Origin of the sequence: Paenibacillus sp. LC231 (assembly GCF_001860525.1) — a bacterium.
Taxonomy (GTDB): Bacteria; Bacillota; Bacilli; order Paenibacillales; family Paenibacillaceae; genus Paenibacillus_AQ.
In genome coordinates, this window is record NZ_JFOM01000008.1 from 1 (window position 1) to 14,217 (window position 14,217).

The following is a 14,217-nucleotide window of genomic DNA, read 5'->3' on the forward strand; positions in this document are numbered from 1 at the left end:
ATATATTGAATACTACAATACCAAACGGTTAAAGGCAAAATTAAAAATGAGTCCGGTACAGTACCGAACTCATTTTGAGAAAGCTGCCTAATGAAATAACCGTGTCTAACTTTTGGGGGTCACTTCAGTAATCGCCGGCTTTTTATATATGGATAAATGATCATTAATTAGGACGGGCTTCCGCCATAATACGAATTTCTGGATTAGAATATTCCTTCAGGCACCTTGCCTTCCCAGCAATCCGGTGTGTGCAGCCCCAGCACATGACCGATGACGGCGGCCGTGTCCATGATGCTGATCGGAGCGTCGAGAAGGCCGGGTTTTACGCCCGGACCCGTAATCCCCCAAGTGATGGTCATATCCATCGGGTGGTCACTGCCATGGTCATTAGGATGAGCGCCTCCGCCGCCATGGTCCGTAACCGTGATGATCCAAGTGTCTTCCAGCAGCTGCTGATCATCCAGTGCCTTGATTATCATGCCTACGTACTTATCCGTAACGGCAATCTGTAACAGCTGCTTATCGGTACCGAATCCGTACTTGTGGCCCGCGCCGTCGGGGTGATCCAACTGAATGAACATCAGTTTGAAATCGGGCTGCTCATGAATATAATCGACGATGGCTTCCGTCAGCTCGGGGTCCGGTTTGGATTCCATATGAACATTAATGGTATTCTCAATGATTCCTGTGTTGATCGGTTCCCAGCAGCTGAACGCGGACAGAGGAGCATCCGGCCATTGCTGGCGGGCCAGCTTGAATAGTGATGCATAGGGAAAGCTCTCCGGAATTTGCCCGTGGATCGCCCGGTCATTATCAAGACCGTGTTGGTCCGGGCTTACGCCATATAACAACGAGCCCCAACATTCAGCACTGATGCTGGGAAATACGGTCTGCGCATCGTACGAGTAGGCTCCTGCTTGCAGCAGGGCGTGAAGATGCGGTGCATCCGCTTCTTGAACGAACCTGCCTGCCCCATCAATTCCAAGAATAATGACACGTTTAGCCATCGATAGATCCTCCTCGGTAAGAACAATTTGAACTTTAAGCATAGAAGCTGAATAAGACATTATGCAAAATGTGTACAGGATTGCTTGCAGCAATGGCGGTTGCTACCCCCATGAGGCAATGGTGATGATACCCAGCGTGATGAGTACGGACGTAATGATTCGCCGCCAGCCTTGCTGCTCACGCAGAACGATGATGCCGAGCAGAGTGCCGAATACCGTGCTGATTTCACGGACCGGTGCGATGTGCGCAAGCGGCGTAAGCCGCATGGCGAACAGGAATAACAAGTAAGAACCCGGTGCCAGGATCGAGCCCAGCAGAATTGTGCGCCAGTTCAACGACCATTCCTGTTTCAGCCCTCTGGACATTATCACGGGAACGATGAGAGCGACGAAATAACTGATATTGGATAACTGGATTAGCGCGATCGGGGAGACCCCCGCATCCAGAACCGCCTTATCGGTCAGGGTATAACCGGAAATGCAGAGCCCGACCAGGCAAGCATAGATTAAGGCCTTGGGGTTCAGGCTGGAAGGACCTCTGAATCTTAAACCTGACAAAGCAAACAACGAAAAGATAATGATGCTTAGGCCCATATAACCCGCCGCACTTAGATGCTCATGGAACAACACGAGGCTGCACAGCGAAGTCAGCATGGCCCCAAGCCCTCGCATAAACGGGTATACCTGGGACATATCGCCATGGGTATAGGCTTTGGAGAGCAGCGTAATATAGAAGCCCTGAATGGTCATGGACAGAAGCATAAGTCCGTAAATGTGCGGTTCCAGCTTCAGCCCTGACATCTCCATGAGAAAAGAAGGCATCAGGAGGATTAAGGTGACCGAATGGATGCACCACAGAAACACCGATTTATGAATGCTTCGCTTCGTGAACAGATTCCAAAGGGCATGGGTAAGACCGGAAGACAGCACCAACAGCAGGGATAGCAGCTCCATCAGAAATGTCCGATAAGGACTTCAATGCTGCGGGCGGACAGATTATCCACCCATTCCTGCGAACAGCCCGGATCCGTGATAACCATGGAGATGTCCTCCAGTTTGGCGAGCTTCGAGAACGTGGTTACCCCGAGCTTGGTGTGATCGGCAAGAACGATGCCTTCCTCCGAACGCTCCAGCATTTTTCGCGATATGTAGGCTTCATCCAGATCATAATCGGTAATGCCATCGGTTAAAGAAATACCACCGACCGAGATGAACGCTTTATTCACCTTGAACTGTTCCAGCAGCATTTCGGTCAGAGGACCTGTTGCCGCCTGCTTGGTCCGGTTCATATCCCCGCCGATATAAATAATCTTTCCCTGAAAAATCTCCATCGCCAGATTCAGGACAGGCAGCGAATGGGTGATGACCGTGACATCAGACCTGTCTTTAAGATAACGCATGACTTCGATCGTGGTTGTTCCGTTATCCAGCAGAATGGTCTCCCCATCCTTAACTAGGGAGGCGGCGAGTTTACCGATCGCAGCCTTTTCCTCTGCGCATGTCTGGGAACGGCTGGTGAAGGACGGCTCAATCTGCCCGGAACGTGATTTGACGGCGCCGCCGTAAACTTTGCGCAGCTGGCCTTCTTTCTCTAACCGGTCCAAATCCCGGCGGATCGTTTCCGCGGATACCTCCAGCTGCTCTGCAAGGGCGTGAACTCTCACCTTGCCCTCAAGCTCCAATTGATTTAAGATCTTCCCCCTGCGTTCCTCATAGGTTACAGACATAAATTCATTCACCTCAATATTGTGTATGACTGATGTTGACCGAAGATGTGGATTTGATCTTATATTAGGCTGGTTAAACGGTGTTGTCAACGAAAAATCATTGACTTTTCGTCGTTTCCTCCACTAATATACACATAAAACCACAAAAATTCATTAAAAAACCACATGCCCATGTAAAGGAGACGGTTATGTTGAAGCCAACTCTTCGATTCGGAGACGATCATACCTTCAAGATTGTGCAATTCACAGATATTCATTGGAAGAATGGGGAGCCGGAGGATCAGATGAGCCGACGCTGCATGGAAACGGTACTGGACCTGGAGCAGCCGGATCTGGTGGTATTTACGGGCGATCTCATTTATTCGGGTGAAGCCGATCCCGGCTGGAAAAAGTGCCAGGATCCAGTGCAGGCCTTCAAGGATGTTGTAAAGACGGTGGAGTTACGTGGAATTCGCTGGGCCTTCGTATTCGGGAATCACGATACGGAAGGAGATGTCACACGTGAAGAGCTTATGGATGCAGCCCTGCAGCACACCTACAACTGTGCAGAGCACGGCTCGCCGGAAATTCATGGCGTGGGGAATTATACGCTTCCTTTATACGGCAACAATGGGGAAGAGACAGCGGCCGTTTTGTACTTCTTCGATTCTGGGAGAGAGTCCGAACATCCTGCTGTTTCGGGGTACGATTGGATTCGGCGCGATCAGATCCGCTGGTATGAGATGGCGTCCTTGGCTTACAGCGCCAAGCGTCAAGGGAATCCGCTGCCGTCATTGGCTTTTTTTCATATCCCTCTGCCGGAGTATCGTGAGGTGTGGGAGCGGAAGCCGTGTTATGGCAGCAAGTTAGAAAGGGTATGCTGTCCAGAGGTGAATACCGGTCTGTTCGCAGCCATGCTGGAGCGGGGCGATGTGATGGGCACGTTCGCCGGACATGATCATATCAATGATTACTGGGGGGAGCTGCACGGCATCCGTCTTTGTTACGGCAGAGCAACCGGTTATGGTACGTATGGCCGGGAAGGCATGCTCCGTGGTGCGAGGGTTATTCGCCTGCATGAAGGACAGCGGCAGTTCGACACTTGGATTACGCTAAGCGACGGCTCGCAGATACGGGAACAGGAGAAGCATGAACCCGAGACGTCCCTCTGATATACGACAATAGTAAAAACACACCTCTTATGAAATGTACGGAAAAGATCCGGATGTTTCATGGGAGGTGTGTTTGGTTTGCGTTATTATCCTTATCCGTTCCTAAGCAGTCGCAGCAGCAGCTCCGCCTTTGGGGGCGTATAGCTCGGGTCCTCTTGGGACTTCAGCGTCATTAATCCCGATAGCACGGATAAATAACAGGCTACGAGCTCTCTCAGATCGCCAGCCGCAATCTCCCCGGCATCCTGCCCTGCTTCGAACAGCGGCATCAACTGGTCAACAAAGGCATGGATGGAATAGCTCTCGATAATCCGCTTGGCCTCTTCGGGCACGCCATCCGAGGTACGTGCTTGCTGAATCAGCATAAAGTGCGTATTATCATCCTCTTGGAGAATTATGGAGGTTAGCAATGTAATTTTCTCAAGAGGGGTACCGGGCACGTTATAGATTTCGGAGAGCGCTAGCCGTGCCTCCTCCATCGACCATTGAACGAGCGTGATGAACAACTCGTCTTTGGATTTAAAATAATGATAGAGAAGACCGTGGCTGACCCCGGCTTCACTGGCGATCATGCTCATCTTGGTTCCGAAAATACCTCTTCTGGAAAATACTTTGATAGCTGCTCGCATGATTTGTTCTTTTCGTTCGTCGCGTATTTGATGCAGTTGTTCTTCGTTTAACGGGGCCATTGCGTCCATCCCTCATCATGGTATTCTCTTGCTGATATCAACAATAACGCATTTGATTTATTCGGGCAATCCCATGGATAAGGGCAGAAATTCATTATTAAAGACCGGAATGATCCGGGCGAGTAGTTCTTCCAGCGGCAGGTTTGTCTCCTGTAATACTTGATGGAGCCAAGCTTTACCTTTACCCGTTGGGTCTGCATTCACGAGTGCGGTGATATATTCGGCATTAAACAAATCCTGAGGTGAGGTGAAGAGACCCGTTACCATCATATACTGTTCGAATACGGCCATATCGTTATGATCATAAGCCAGCTCCTGGCATATATCGAACAGACTCTGGGCAAAAGAGAAGCCTTGGGCGGACAGGTGGCCCTCGTATGTCACGCCCGGCCATCTGAGATCCGCGGCTGCGCTAAGCCACCATGCAGGCTCCATCGCGGATTGAATCTTTAGAAGGGCGAAGCGTTCGAATCCCTCCTCAGGCAGTGCTCCATTCTGCATCGATTGCAAGCATTGGTCCAGTGTATCTGCCTGGATGGCGGCCACCGTCATGCCCTGGCCGAATATCGGATCGAAGCTGCATAAAGCATCACCGAGCACCAGCAGACCGGAAGGCCAATCCTCCATCTGCTCGAAATGCTGTCTCAGGCATTCCTCGATCCGGTAGCCGCGCGGGTTTGAGACGGGTTCAAGCTGCTGAAACAAATCTCCGATGGTAGCGCCGAACAGATTTTGTGCCTCCTGGTCGTACAGCTGATGGTTGGTTGTCGGATAAGAGTCTCCTCCCGCGCGGTACAGAACAACCTCCGCAATCTGGTTCTCTATCGGATTAAATACGGCCGTGCCGATACCACGGGAGGGATCTCCTTCGTTCACAATGGTGCTCCACGCCGCGTGGATGTCTTCTGGCACCTTATAATGCCGCGTGCTATAACCAAGGGATATGTGCAGCCTTTCGGCCTCGGGTGGCGCATAACCGAGGTTCTGGAGCCAATCCGATAGCTTGGAACCGCGCCCGCTTGCATCCACGACGATATCTGCATTCATATGAAGGAGTGCCGGCTCTTCGACGCTTCTGTCCCGGAACACCGCGCCGGTAACGGTATTCTTGTCTGCGTCAAACAGCAATTGTTGGGCCGTCAGTTTCGGTAGGAGGGTGACGTTGGGCAGTTTGGCCACTCTGCTGCGCAGCGTCCACTCCAGCAGGGATCGGCTGCATCCCGCATTGCGCTCATCGGGCATTTCCAGCGTGCCGAAGCGGTTGGTCATTTTAACGGACTTATGCGCCCGGGGGTGGGCCCCGTGCTGAACCAGCTCCTCGGTTATGCCGGGGAACCATCGTTCAACGATCATCTTGCCGCGCTCAAGGAAACGGTGCGGATGATAGGCTTGCGGCGTACCCGCCCGAGTCTCCGGTCCTGCCGGAAACTCATCCCGATCCGTGATGATCACCTCTTCGTAATGCTTGGATAACACGGTTGCAGCGAATAGTCCGGCTATGCCTCCACCTAGAATGAGCGCTTTGCCTTTTGTTTTCATTCGAAGACCTCCTGTATAGATTGATTTAGTCAGTCAATGATAAACGGAAAACATCCTCTGAATTTCAAATTTGGATAAAGAAGCAGGACAAATAGCGGTGAATGTCCTTAACGAATGGAGCGATGTCTCCTTTCTACTCTATATTTATGATTGATTGGGTCAGTCAATCATAAGATAAAGGTATTTATTGGATATGTCAATCCTGATTTACGTATAAGAAGCGTGAATTGCCTATAACTCCCCTTGTGTTCGCTTCGGAATTTTGGGACAATAAGGAGTGGACTATGAATAGAAAGAGGACCAATCAATGAACAAACCATCCATTTATGGATTAACATTAGATCAGTTGACGGCTTGGCTAGGCGAGCGTGGACATAAAAAGTTTCGGGCAACACAGGTATGGGAGTGGCTGTATCGGAAGCGGGTCACCGCTTTTTCCGATATGACGGATGTGCATCCGGAATGCTTGCAGCTGCTCGCGGAGCATTATACGATTCTGACCTTGGAGGAGCACACCAAGCAGGAGTCTCTGGACGGAACGGTTAAGTTCCTGTTCAAGCTGGTGGACGGAAATCTGATTGAGACTGTATTAATGCGGCATAAATTCGGTTTGTCGGTCTGTGTGACTACCCAGGTCGGCTGCAACATTGGCTGCAGCTTCTGCGCCAGCGGTTTGCTGAAGAAGAGCCGGGATTTGTCCGCAGCGGAAATTGTGGAGCAGGTCATGCAGGTACAGCTTCACTTGGATCAACAAGGCAACAGCGAGCGGGTCAGCCATCTCGTGGTAATGGGGATCGGGGAGCCGTTTGATAATTATGAGAACATGTCGGATTTCATTCGCGTGATCAAGGATCATAAGGGGCTTGCCATCGGTCCCCGTCATATTACGGTATCGACCAGCGGGCTGGCTAACAAAATCGTCGAGTTCGCGGACAGCGATCTGGGCGTGAATCTTGCCATCTCCTTGCATGCGCCGAATGATGAGATTCGAACCCGCATTATGAAGATTAACAAAGCGATTCCGATCGAGAAGCTGATGGCAGCGATTGATTATTATCTGGAAAAAACGAATCGCCGTATCACGCTGGAGTACATTCTGCTGAAGGATGTGAACGATCAGCGGGAGCATGCGCTTGAGCTGGCAGAGCTTATTGGCGAGCGACGCAATCTGGCAAATGTGAACCTCATTCCGTACAACCCGGTGGATGAGCACAGCCAATATCAGCGCAGCACAAAAGAATCGATTACCTCTTTTTACGATGCTTTGAAAAAACAAGGCATCAGCTGCAGCGTTCGTCTGGAGCATGGAACCGACATCGATGCAGCCTGCGGGCAGCTGCGAAGCAAGCAGATCAAGAAAGCGCAGTAACAAGAATAACGCGCAATCCCAGGGGAATTTAACCGCCATGTGGATTGACCAGCTGTAAGGGCGTACCCATTCATTTGGGTATGCTCTTCTTAATAAAATCCGAAGCGTTATATAAAAATTGAATCGAGAGGAAGGATGCTTTAACATGCTGGAGACACATCCAACCGTCAAAAAGCTGCAATTCAAGGACCTCGGCCAACCGATTCTGATGCTAAACGCACCACAGGCCTATCAAGAGGTCATCAATTCCCTGCAAGGGGAAGTTCATACGGAGCCTAAGCAAGTGCCTTACGATTTTGTGCAAGCCTTCGGGACAAGCAATGAGGAATTGCAGCGCTTAGCCAAGATCGCGGCCAGCTCTGTGACTGACAACGGCCTGCTGTGGCTGTGTTACCCCAAGAAATCGTCCAAAACCTACAAGAACTCCGATTGCAGCCGGGAGAGCATTACGGGCATTCTTGCTGACGAAGGCTATGAGCCCGTCCGGCAAATCGCTATCGATGAGGATTGGTCCGCCTTGCGTTACCGTAAAGTGGAGTTGATCAAGTCCATGACCAGATCGTTCGCAGCAACCGCGAAGGGGAAGGAACGGACCGGTCAAGAAGACGATAAATAATTACAAGCTCGATAGGCATACGGGAGATATCAGAGTGATAGAAAGGATGGGAATATGCTGACAATCAAAGAATATAGCGTTGAACTGGTGAAGGATCCATTTGGAATCCTGGCAGGCAAACGCTTTGAGTTTGTATGCGATTTGGACGTGCCGGAGGACGACGAGCTCTATTCGGAGCATGGCGTCTATCTGAGAGTGATTTATCTGGATGATGAAGAGTCTTCGCGCATTGTAAAATACGACTTCTATGAGCGGACAACGGACCAGTACCTGGACTTCGATATGGAGACCGAGGAAGAGGAAGAACTCTTGACGTTTTGCAAAGAGCATTTGCAGGAAGCGTAAATAGAGCCGGAAGATGAGAACAGGCACGTGCGGAGTGACTTGGTTTATTTCTGTGCTGATCCAAACCGATGGAATCTTATTCCAATGAAATGGGAAACATTGCCCAAATAGGCCTTGCAAACTACGAATGGTTTTGGTAAAGTTATACACAACTTATAAACGAACGGAGGGTTACGTATGTTGGATTATTCCCGATTGAGATCTTTTCGCGGCTAATGATATAGCGCTAAAGAGACCTGCACAGATGCAGGGTAATCGGGATGGGTCCGTCTTTTTTACGTAACCCATTTTTATGATATGTCTATAAAAATACACTTATTTTCATTTGCGGGATAACGGTGTTCTCACCTTCCTGTTTTATTTGAATGTGTATTTCGAGTAGGCATTTCAGGAACGGTGGACAGCTTAGACCCGTTCCGGTTACCCAGCACAGGCAGCTCGTTGCCTGTGCTTTTTTGTTGTAATGACGGCCATGATGCAATGTAAAATGGAAGGGGATTGATTCCTTATGACAATAGCAAAACCAAATGATGATTATACACAAGTGATCCAAGAGATGCTGGAGATTGCCGGAAAACACGGGGTGAATTTGATTCCGGAGGGAATAGAGATGAATGAATCCGGCATGGATTTCCTTGTTGGATTCGCAGAGGAGGCAGGGACTGGAGCACGGTGGATTCTGCGGAAACCGAGACGACCGGATGTGCTGGATAGAGCAGATAACGAAGCTAGGGTCCTGAAGCTGATTCAATCCCATCTTTCGGTTGATGTACCGGATTGGCGGATTTACACGCCGGAGCTCATCGCCTATCCGCTGCTTAGCGGGCAGCCTGCCGCTTCCGTCAGCATGGAAGGATATGCATGGAATATGGATCATGAGAATCCGGGCGACGGGTTTATCCGCTCACTGGCTGAAGCGCTGGTTGCCTTGCATGGCGTCGATCATGATGCAGCCCGAGCAGCAGGTCTGCGGGTAAAGAGTCCCCAAGAGGTTCGTGATGAGACGGCGCGAAATATGGAAGACATCAAGAGCCGTCTGGGCGTTTCCGATGCGCTGTGGGAGAGATGGCAAAAATGGCTGGAGGAGGATTCCTATTGGCCGACGCATTCTGCCCTCATCCATGGCGATCTTCATCCCCCGCATATCCTGATTGATGAGCGCGTGCAGGTGACCGGACTTTTGGATTGGACGGAGTCCGAGGTAGCAAGTCCCGCCAAAGACTTCGTGTTATACTACGCTATTTATGGCGAGCATAATCTCCGTGTCCTGTTGGACCGGTATGAACAAGCCGGAGGGAAGGTATGGCCGCGCATGTTCGATCATATTGTCGAACAGCATGCCGCGTATCCCGTGCTGATCGCCCAGTTCGCTCTCCTGACAGGCCAGGAAGAGTATATGACGATGGCGCGGAATGCTCTGGGTTTGACGGAGTAAGCCTCGCAGGAGGATGCGGCAAGGGGGTTTATCCCCGTTTGATAAGACTGCAAACGCACTGAAGACAGCGCTGAGAAAACAAAGAGCCAACCGATGCATACATTCGGTTGGCTCTTTGCATGATATAAATTAACAGAATTCAACATTATTTTGGATGAGCTGTAGGACATATAATAAAATCATGGTGAAATAAGGAGTAGGGTTAACGGATTTTTATTACATTCGTAACGCAATTTACATACCTGTAAACCTCTTGGTAGAGTAAATATGTTATCCTAGACATACTAAACTTACATACATCATTCATTAGGGAGGGGATTGACCGTGAATATTGAGGTACGTTTATGCCCGAAGGAACAGTCATTTATTCTGCATAACATATATCCGCTGTACTTGCATGACATTGCTGAGATATGGGGGGTCCGTCCTAACCGGTTCGGTGTATTTGAAAAAGAGGATGTGCCGACCTTAAGCGAGCAGAGCAAGCAGCTCGATGTGTGGTGGGAGCAGCCATCGGTTCTTTTTCCTTATCTGATCTCCGTAGATGGTATTGCGGCAGGGCTGGCCCTGGTGGCGACCACGCCATACATTCCATCGCCGAATATCCAGTACTACTTGAATGATTTTTTTGTGCTTCGGACTTTTCGAAGACAAGGTGTAGCCCAACGAGCGGCTGAGCTTGTGTTCGATCATTTCCAAGGTGCATGGGAGCTGCAAACGAATCCGACCGAGCGCAATATGAGTACCCAGATTTTTTGGCGAAAAACGTTGAACACGTACACGGGCGGACGATATACGGAGCATGATGGCGTCCATCCGGAGAAGGGGGATATGCTGGTCTTCCGTTTTAATAACAAATGAGATGGAGTCTCCAGCATTTCTTCATAGGTGAAATCGGGCTTGACAGCTGGATGCCGCCGGGAGTAAACTGAGTTAAATTTTTCAAACATGCCAGGATGAGGACGCCAGAGTCGCAAAGGAAGCTGAGCCAGAGAACTGCTGGGTGGTGCGAAGCAGTCAGCAGCGATGCATGGCCATCACCTCGGAGCAGATCCGTCGATCGTTTATAACTTGAGGCGTATCCGGGTATTCCCAGCCGTTATCATGGGGCATCATTGATGGATGATGACAAGAGTGCGTGCACGGCTTGCCGGCGCGAATCAGGGTGGTAACGCGGAGACAAGGCTCCGTCCCTATAGGGGACGGGGCTTTTTTGTGTTTTTTGGGCTGACGGAGACGCTGAAGGCGGCGGGTCCGTGCGATCGGTCCACCACTTGGGCCGGGCAGGGAAAGATCATGTTAGAGAGAGGGAGGCTGAATCATGTTAACGAAGTTGATGCCTCAGGACGAGGTGCTGTACCAGGAAGATTTTATTCAGGATGAGGTGTCATACAATCTGATTCATCTCCTTGCCGGGTCGCCGCAGAACTTGGGGCTGAAATCGCCGGATGGACGCATGATCTTTGCGCAGTCTCCTCGTGGGAATGCATGGTTATGGATTTCCCGGAAGGTTTCCGAAGATAGGCGGCAGCACCTGCTCCAAGCGCTGGTTAGCGAGCTTAAGGAGGTGACCCTGCCTGGGGTGACCGGGGAGCCGGATGTGGCAGAGCAGTTTGCAAGCTGTTACGCAGAGGAACGTCGTGAGACCTACCGTCATCATATGACGATGGAGTCGTATCATGCCCCTGCCGTGAAGCCCCCTCACTTCGTCGAGGGCACCATCAGACAGGCCGCTGCTGAAGATACGCAGCAGGTGGCCCAGTTTCTGGTCGGATTCTCGGAGGATGCTTATGGGGTCCGCGCGAATGCGGCAAGCCAGGTCGAGACGGCGCAGCGACTCATTCAGCAGGGTGGGTTATATTTATGGATAGCCGGCGGCAAAGCGGTCTCGATGGCTAATGTTGCACACCGGTCACCACGGCACGGTCGCATCAACGCTGTATACACGCCGAGGGCTGAACGGAAAAAAGGCTACGCCGGCGCCCTGGTTGCAGACCTCGGACTTCGCTTGCTGCAGGACGGTTTGGTACCCATGCTGTATGCCGATCAGGCCAACCCGGTCTCCAATCGATTGTATCAACATATCGGGTTTAGCCGCTGCGGGACGATTAGCGACTTCAAGTTTGTTAACAATGAATAAGGAATAATGAATCCGCTAAAGCGGCACGGCTTGGACAAAGCCGGGGAAGACGAAGGGCATCAACAAATGTTATTCTATAAAGGTAGCTAAAAAATGCATAGCCCGATTGGATAGTACATGATCCCGGAGCCAGACAATACCCACATCCGACTGGAAGTCAGCGCTCGTAATGGACAGTGTCCGAATGTTGGGAATCGTAAATGAGGACATCACTGACTCGGGTAAAATGGTGGCGCCGATGCCTTCCGCTACCAATGCAACGATAATGGCAACGCTGGAGCATTCGCATATGACACGCGGTTCAAGCTCGCCGCGCTTAAATTCTTGTATTACCCGCTCGTGCATGCCGATTGTCTGATCGGTTTTTAAGGACAAGAACGGATATTCCGCGAGCTCGCGCATCGAGATTTCCGAATGGGAGGATACACTTTCCCAGCTGCTTGGAAGGACCGCGACGAACGGGTCGGAGGGCAAAGGCTGAACGGCATAACGCTCAGGCCCGAAGCCGGATTCGAAAGGGAGCCGGGTCACCGCAAGCTCGATATTGCGCTTGTCGAGCTGATCCGCCAACAGGGAGTGATCGCCTTCCCGGATCTTGAAGGTGACCTCAGGATATTGCTGCCGAAAGATATGGATGCGCTGCGGCAGGAGCGAAATACAGGAGACGACGGCACCGATGGAGAGCATGCCGCGGATTCCCGCGTGGATCTCCTTTACCTCGGTTAGCGTTTCATTGAACTGGTTCAGCAGGGACGCGGCTCTGTTCTGAAGCAGCTCGCCTGCGTGGGTGAGCTGAAGCTGCTTGCCGCTGCGTTCAAACAGCAGAACCCCGAGCTCTTCCTCCATTAGTTTCAGCTGACGGCTTAATGGAGGCTGCTCCATATTGAGCTGTTTTGCTGCACGTGTGATCTGCCCTTCCTGTGCAATCGTCAGGAAATATCGTAGCTGTCGAATATCCATGTTCATACCCCCTTTCCATACCTTTAAGGTATGGTATCCCTATAAATCAGATATTTTTAATATAGGGTATCCATTGATATGATTCAACTAATAACGTTTGCAAAATAAGGAGATGTGTGCACATGACTTACACGATACCCGTGGAATTAACGACGACCCCGAAGACAAAGCCGAGCCACCATAAACAGGCTTTCGGCACGGTATTTACGGACCACATGTTTATTCTCGATTATGACGCAAGTCAAGGCTGGCACGATCCGCGCGTCGTTCCGTATCAGCCGATCGAACTGGACCCAGCCGCCAAGGTATTTCATTACGGTCAGACCGTATTTGAAGGCTTGAAGGCTTACTTGACGGAAGATGAGCGAATCCTCATGTTCCGCCCGAACAAAAATATTCAGCGGCTTAACCTGTCCAACCAGCGACTGAGCATTCCGGCATTGGACGAGGAGCTCGTTATGGAAGCGCTCAAGCAGCTCGTGCTCGTGGATCGTGACTGGATTCCTTCCGAGCCGGGCACATCGCTCTATATCCGTCCATTTGTGATCGCCACAGAGCCTGTGCTTGGCGTAGCGCCATCGCTGCAATACAAGTTCATGATTATCCTATCGGTGGTCGGTTCGTATTATGCGGAAGGCATCAATCCGGTCAGCATTTACGTGGAGCCTAAATACGTGCGTGCCGTAGCCGGCGGCGTGGGCAATGCCAAGACAGCTGGCAACTATGCGGCAGGTTTGAAGGCACAGGATGAAGCAACGCTGAAGGGATACTCGCAGGTGCTGTGGCTCGATGGCGTACATCGCAAATATATCGAGGAAGTCGGCAGCATGAATGTGTTCTTCAAGCTGGGTGATACGGTCGTAACCCCGGCACTGAATGGCAGCATCCTGGATGGAATTACCCGGAACTCCGTCATCCAGCTGCTTCAGCATTGGAACATCCCGGTAGAAGAACGGGCCATCTCCATTGATGAAATCGTGGAGGCCCATCGCAGCGGCTTGTTGACCGAAGCTTTTGGCACCGGCACGGCAGCGGTCATTTCACCGATTGGCTCCCTGGAATGGCAGGATGAGCAATTGAAGATTGGTGAGGGAGCAACGGGCGAACTCTCCAAACGCGTATATGACGCCATCACGGGCATTCAGCTCGGAACGGTTGAGGATCCGTTCGGCTGGACGGTGGAGCTTGCATTATCTTAATGAACCTTCCTATAAAGACTCTGTCTCAGGCATACTGAGG

At 51.0% G+C, this 14,217-nt stretch carries 15 protein-coding genes; 9 read left to right on the top strand and 6 right to left on the bottom strand.

What is annotated here, in order from left to right; genetic code table 11:
• The coding region (locus tag AK95_RS33320) for an IS3 family transposase (protein ID WP_162487510.1) at nucleotides 1–91 on the top strand (91 nt) is incomplete at its 5' end.
• A gap of 112 nt (nucleotides 92–203) precedes the next feature.
• Here the strand turns inward: AK95_RS33320 and AK95_RS04080 are convergent.
• From AK95_RS04080 to AK95_RS04090, 3 genes are all read right to left on the bottom strand, one after another.
• Complete coding sequence (locus tag AK95_RS04080) at nucleotides 204–1,007, bottom strand: alkaline phosphatase family protein (protein WP_071218694.1); 804 nt, start codon at nucleotides 1,005–1,007, stop codon at nucleotides 204–206.
• A 102-nt stretch (nucleotides 1,008–1,109) separates the two neighbouring features.
• On the bottom strand, nucleotides 1,110–1,961 hold the full coding sequence (locus AK95_RS04085) for a DMT family transporter (RefSeq protein ID WP_071218695.1): 852 nt from the start codon (nucleotides 1,959–1,961) through the stop codon (nucleotides 1,110–1,112).
• Nucleotides 1,961–2,734 (bottom strand): DeoR/GlpR family DNA-binding transcription regulator, encoded by a 774-nt coding sequence (locus AK95_RS04090; RefSeq protein ID WP_071218696.1) that lies wholly within the window; start codon nucleotides 2,732–2,734, stop codon nucleotides 1,961–1,963. Before AK95_RS04090 ends, AK95_RS04085 begins: the two co-directional genes overlap by 1 nt.
• A 191-nt stretch (nucleotides 2,735–2,925) precedes the next feature.
• On the opposite strand from AK95_RS04090, the gene AK95_RS04095 reads away from it, so the two are divergent.
• Nucleotides 2,926–3,885 carry a metallophosphoesterase family protein gene (locus AK95_RS04095; protein ID WP_071218880.1) on the top strand — a complete coding sequence of 320 codons (960 nt, stop codon included), beginning with the start codon at nucleotides 2,926–2,928 and terminating at the stop codon, nucleotides 3,883–3,885.
• A gap of 92 nt (nucleotides 3,886–3,977) precedes the next feature.
• Here the strand turns inward: AK95_RS04095 and AK95_RS04100 are convergent, their stop codons facing one another.
• Together AK95_RS04100 and AK95_RS04105 are read right to left on the bottom strand one after the other, a co-directional pair.
• Entirely contained in the window at nucleotides 3,978–4,574 is a 597-nt protein-coding gene (locus tag AK95_RS04100) for a TetR/AcrR family transcriptional regulator (RefSeq protein ID WP_071218697.1), read from the bottom strand.
• Nucleotides 4,575–4,631: 57 nt separating this feature from the next.
• Nucleotides 4,632–6,113, bottom strand: a complete 1,482-nt coding sequence (locus AK95_RS04105) for an FAD-dependent oxidoreductase (protein ID WP_071218698.1) — start codon at nucleotides 6,111–6,113, stop codon at nucleotides 4,632–4,634.
• 307 nt (nucleotides 6,114–6,420) lie between these two features.
• Here AK95_RS04105 and rlmN point away from each other — a divergent pair, with 307 nt between their 5' ends.
• From rlmN to AK95_RS04135, 6 genes are all read left to right on the top strand, one after another.
• On the top strand, nucleotides 6,421–7,482 hold the full coding sequence (rlmN, locus tag AK95_RS04110; protein ID WP_071218699.1) for a dual-specificity RNA methyltransferase RlmN: 1,062 nt from the start codon (nucleotides 6,421–6,423) through the stop codon (nucleotides 7,480–7,482).
• A gap of 145 nt (nucleotides 7,483–7,627) precedes the next feature.
• Nucleotides 7,628–8,098, top strand: a complete 471-nt coding sequence (locus AK95_RS04115; protein WP_071218700.1) for a DUF3052 domain-containing protein — start codon at nucleotides 7,628–7,630, stop codon at nucleotides 8,096–8,098.
• A 54-nt stretch (nucleotides 8,099–8,152) separates the two neighbouring features.
• Nucleotides 8,153–8,443 (top strand): DUF6509 family protein, encoded by a 291-nt coding sequence (locus AK95_RS04120; protein ID WP_071218701.1) that lies wholly within the window; start codon nucleotides 8,153–8,155, stop codon nucleotides 8,441–8,443.
• Between the two features lie 508 nt (nucleotides 8,444–8,951).
• Nucleotides 8,952–9,878, top strand: coding sequence for a macrolide 2'-phosphotransferase MphI (gene mphI, locus AK95_RS04125; RefSeq protein WP_071218702.1), 927 nt, complete (start codon nucleotides 8,952–8,954; stop codon nucleotides 9,876–9,878).
• A 324-nt stretch (nucleotides 9,879–10,202) separates the two neighbouring features.
• Nucleotides 10,203–10,739 carry a GNAT family N-acetyltransferase gene (locus AK95_RS04130; RefSeq protein WP_071218703.1) on the top strand — a complete coding sequence of 179 codons (537 nt, stop codon included), beginning with the start codon at nucleotides 10,203–10,205 and terminating at the stop codon, nucleotides 10,737–10,739.
• Between the two features lie 460 nt (nucleotides 10,740–11,199).
• Nucleotides 11,200–12,018, top strand: coding sequence for a GNAT family N-acetyltransferase (locus tag AK95_RS04135; protein WP_071218704.1), 819 nt, complete (start codon nucleotides 11,200–11,202; stop codon nucleotides 12,016–12,018).
• Between the two features lie 69 nt (nucleotides 12,019–12,087).
• Here AK95_RS04135 and AK95_RS04140 read toward each other — a convergent pair whose 3' ends face one another.
• Nucleotides 12,088–12,978 (bottom strand): LysR family transcriptional regulator, encoded by an 891-nt coding sequence (locus tag AK95_RS04140; RefSeq protein ID WP_071218705.1) that lies wholly within the window; start codon nucleotides 12,976–12,978, stop codon nucleotides 12,088–12,090.
• A 122-nt stretch (nucleotides 12,979–13,100) separates the two neighbouring features.
• On the opposite strand from AK95_RS04140, the gene AK95_RS04145 reads away from it, so the two are divergent.
• The gene (locus AK95_RS04145) at nucleotides 13,101–14,177 is read left to right on the top strand and encodes a branched-chain amino acid aminotransferase (RefSeq protein ID WP_071218706.1); all 1,077 of its coding nucleotides are present in this window, start codon (nucleotides 13,101–13,103) and stop codon (nucleotides 14,175–14,177) included.
• Nucleotides 14,178–14,217 lie beyond the last annotated feature (40 nt).

Bases quoted from the DNA above. Each gene is read 5' to 3' on its own strand.
- AK95_RS04105 (WP_071218698.1), bottom strand. From the start codon at position 6,113: ATGAAAACAAAAGGCAAAGCGCTCATTCTAGGTGGAGGCATAGCCGGA.
- AK95_RS04090 (WP_071218696.1), bottom strand. From the start codon at position 2,734: ATGTCTGTAACCTATGAGGAACGCAGGGGGAAGATCTTAAATCAATTG.
- AK95_RS04120 (WP_071218701.1), top strand. From the start codon at position 8,153: ATGCTGACAATCAAAGAATATAGCGTTGAACTGGTGAAGGATCCATTT.
- AK95_RS04135 (WP_071218704.1), top strand. From the start codon at position 11,200: ATGTTAACGAAGTTGATGCCTCAGGACGAGGTGCTGTACCAGGAAGAT.
- AK95_RS04145 (WP_071218706.1), top strand. From the start codon at position 13,101: ATGACTTACACGATACCCGTGGAATTAACGACGACCCCGAAGACAAAG.
- mphI (WP_071218702.1), top strand. From the start codon at position 8,952: ATGACAATAGCAAAACCAAATGATGATTATACACAAGTGATCCAAGAG.
- AK95_RS04140 (WP_071218705.1), bottom strand. From the start codon at position 12,978: ATGGATATTCGACAGCTACGATATTTCCTGACGATTGCACAGGAAGGG.
- AK95_RS04085 (WP_071218695.1), bottom strand. From the start codon at position 1,961: ATGGAGCTGCTATCCCTGCTGTTGGTGCTGTCTTCCGGTCTTACCCAT.
- rlmN (WP_071218699.1), top strand. From the start codon at position 6,421: ATGAACAAACCATCCATTTATGGATTAACATTAGATCAGTTGACGGCT.
- AK95_RS04100 (WP_071218697.1), bottom strand. From the start codon at position 4,574: ATGGCCCCGTTAAACGAAGAACAACTGCATCAAATACGCGACGAACGA.
- AK95_RS04080 (WP_071218694.1), bottom strand. From the start codon at position 1,007: ATGGCTAAACGTGTCATTATTCTTGGAATTGATGGGGCAGGCAGGTTC.
- AK95_RS04115 (WP_071218700.1), top strand. From the start codon at position 7,628: ATGCTGGAGACACATCCAACCGTCAAAAAGCTGCAATTCAAGGACCTC.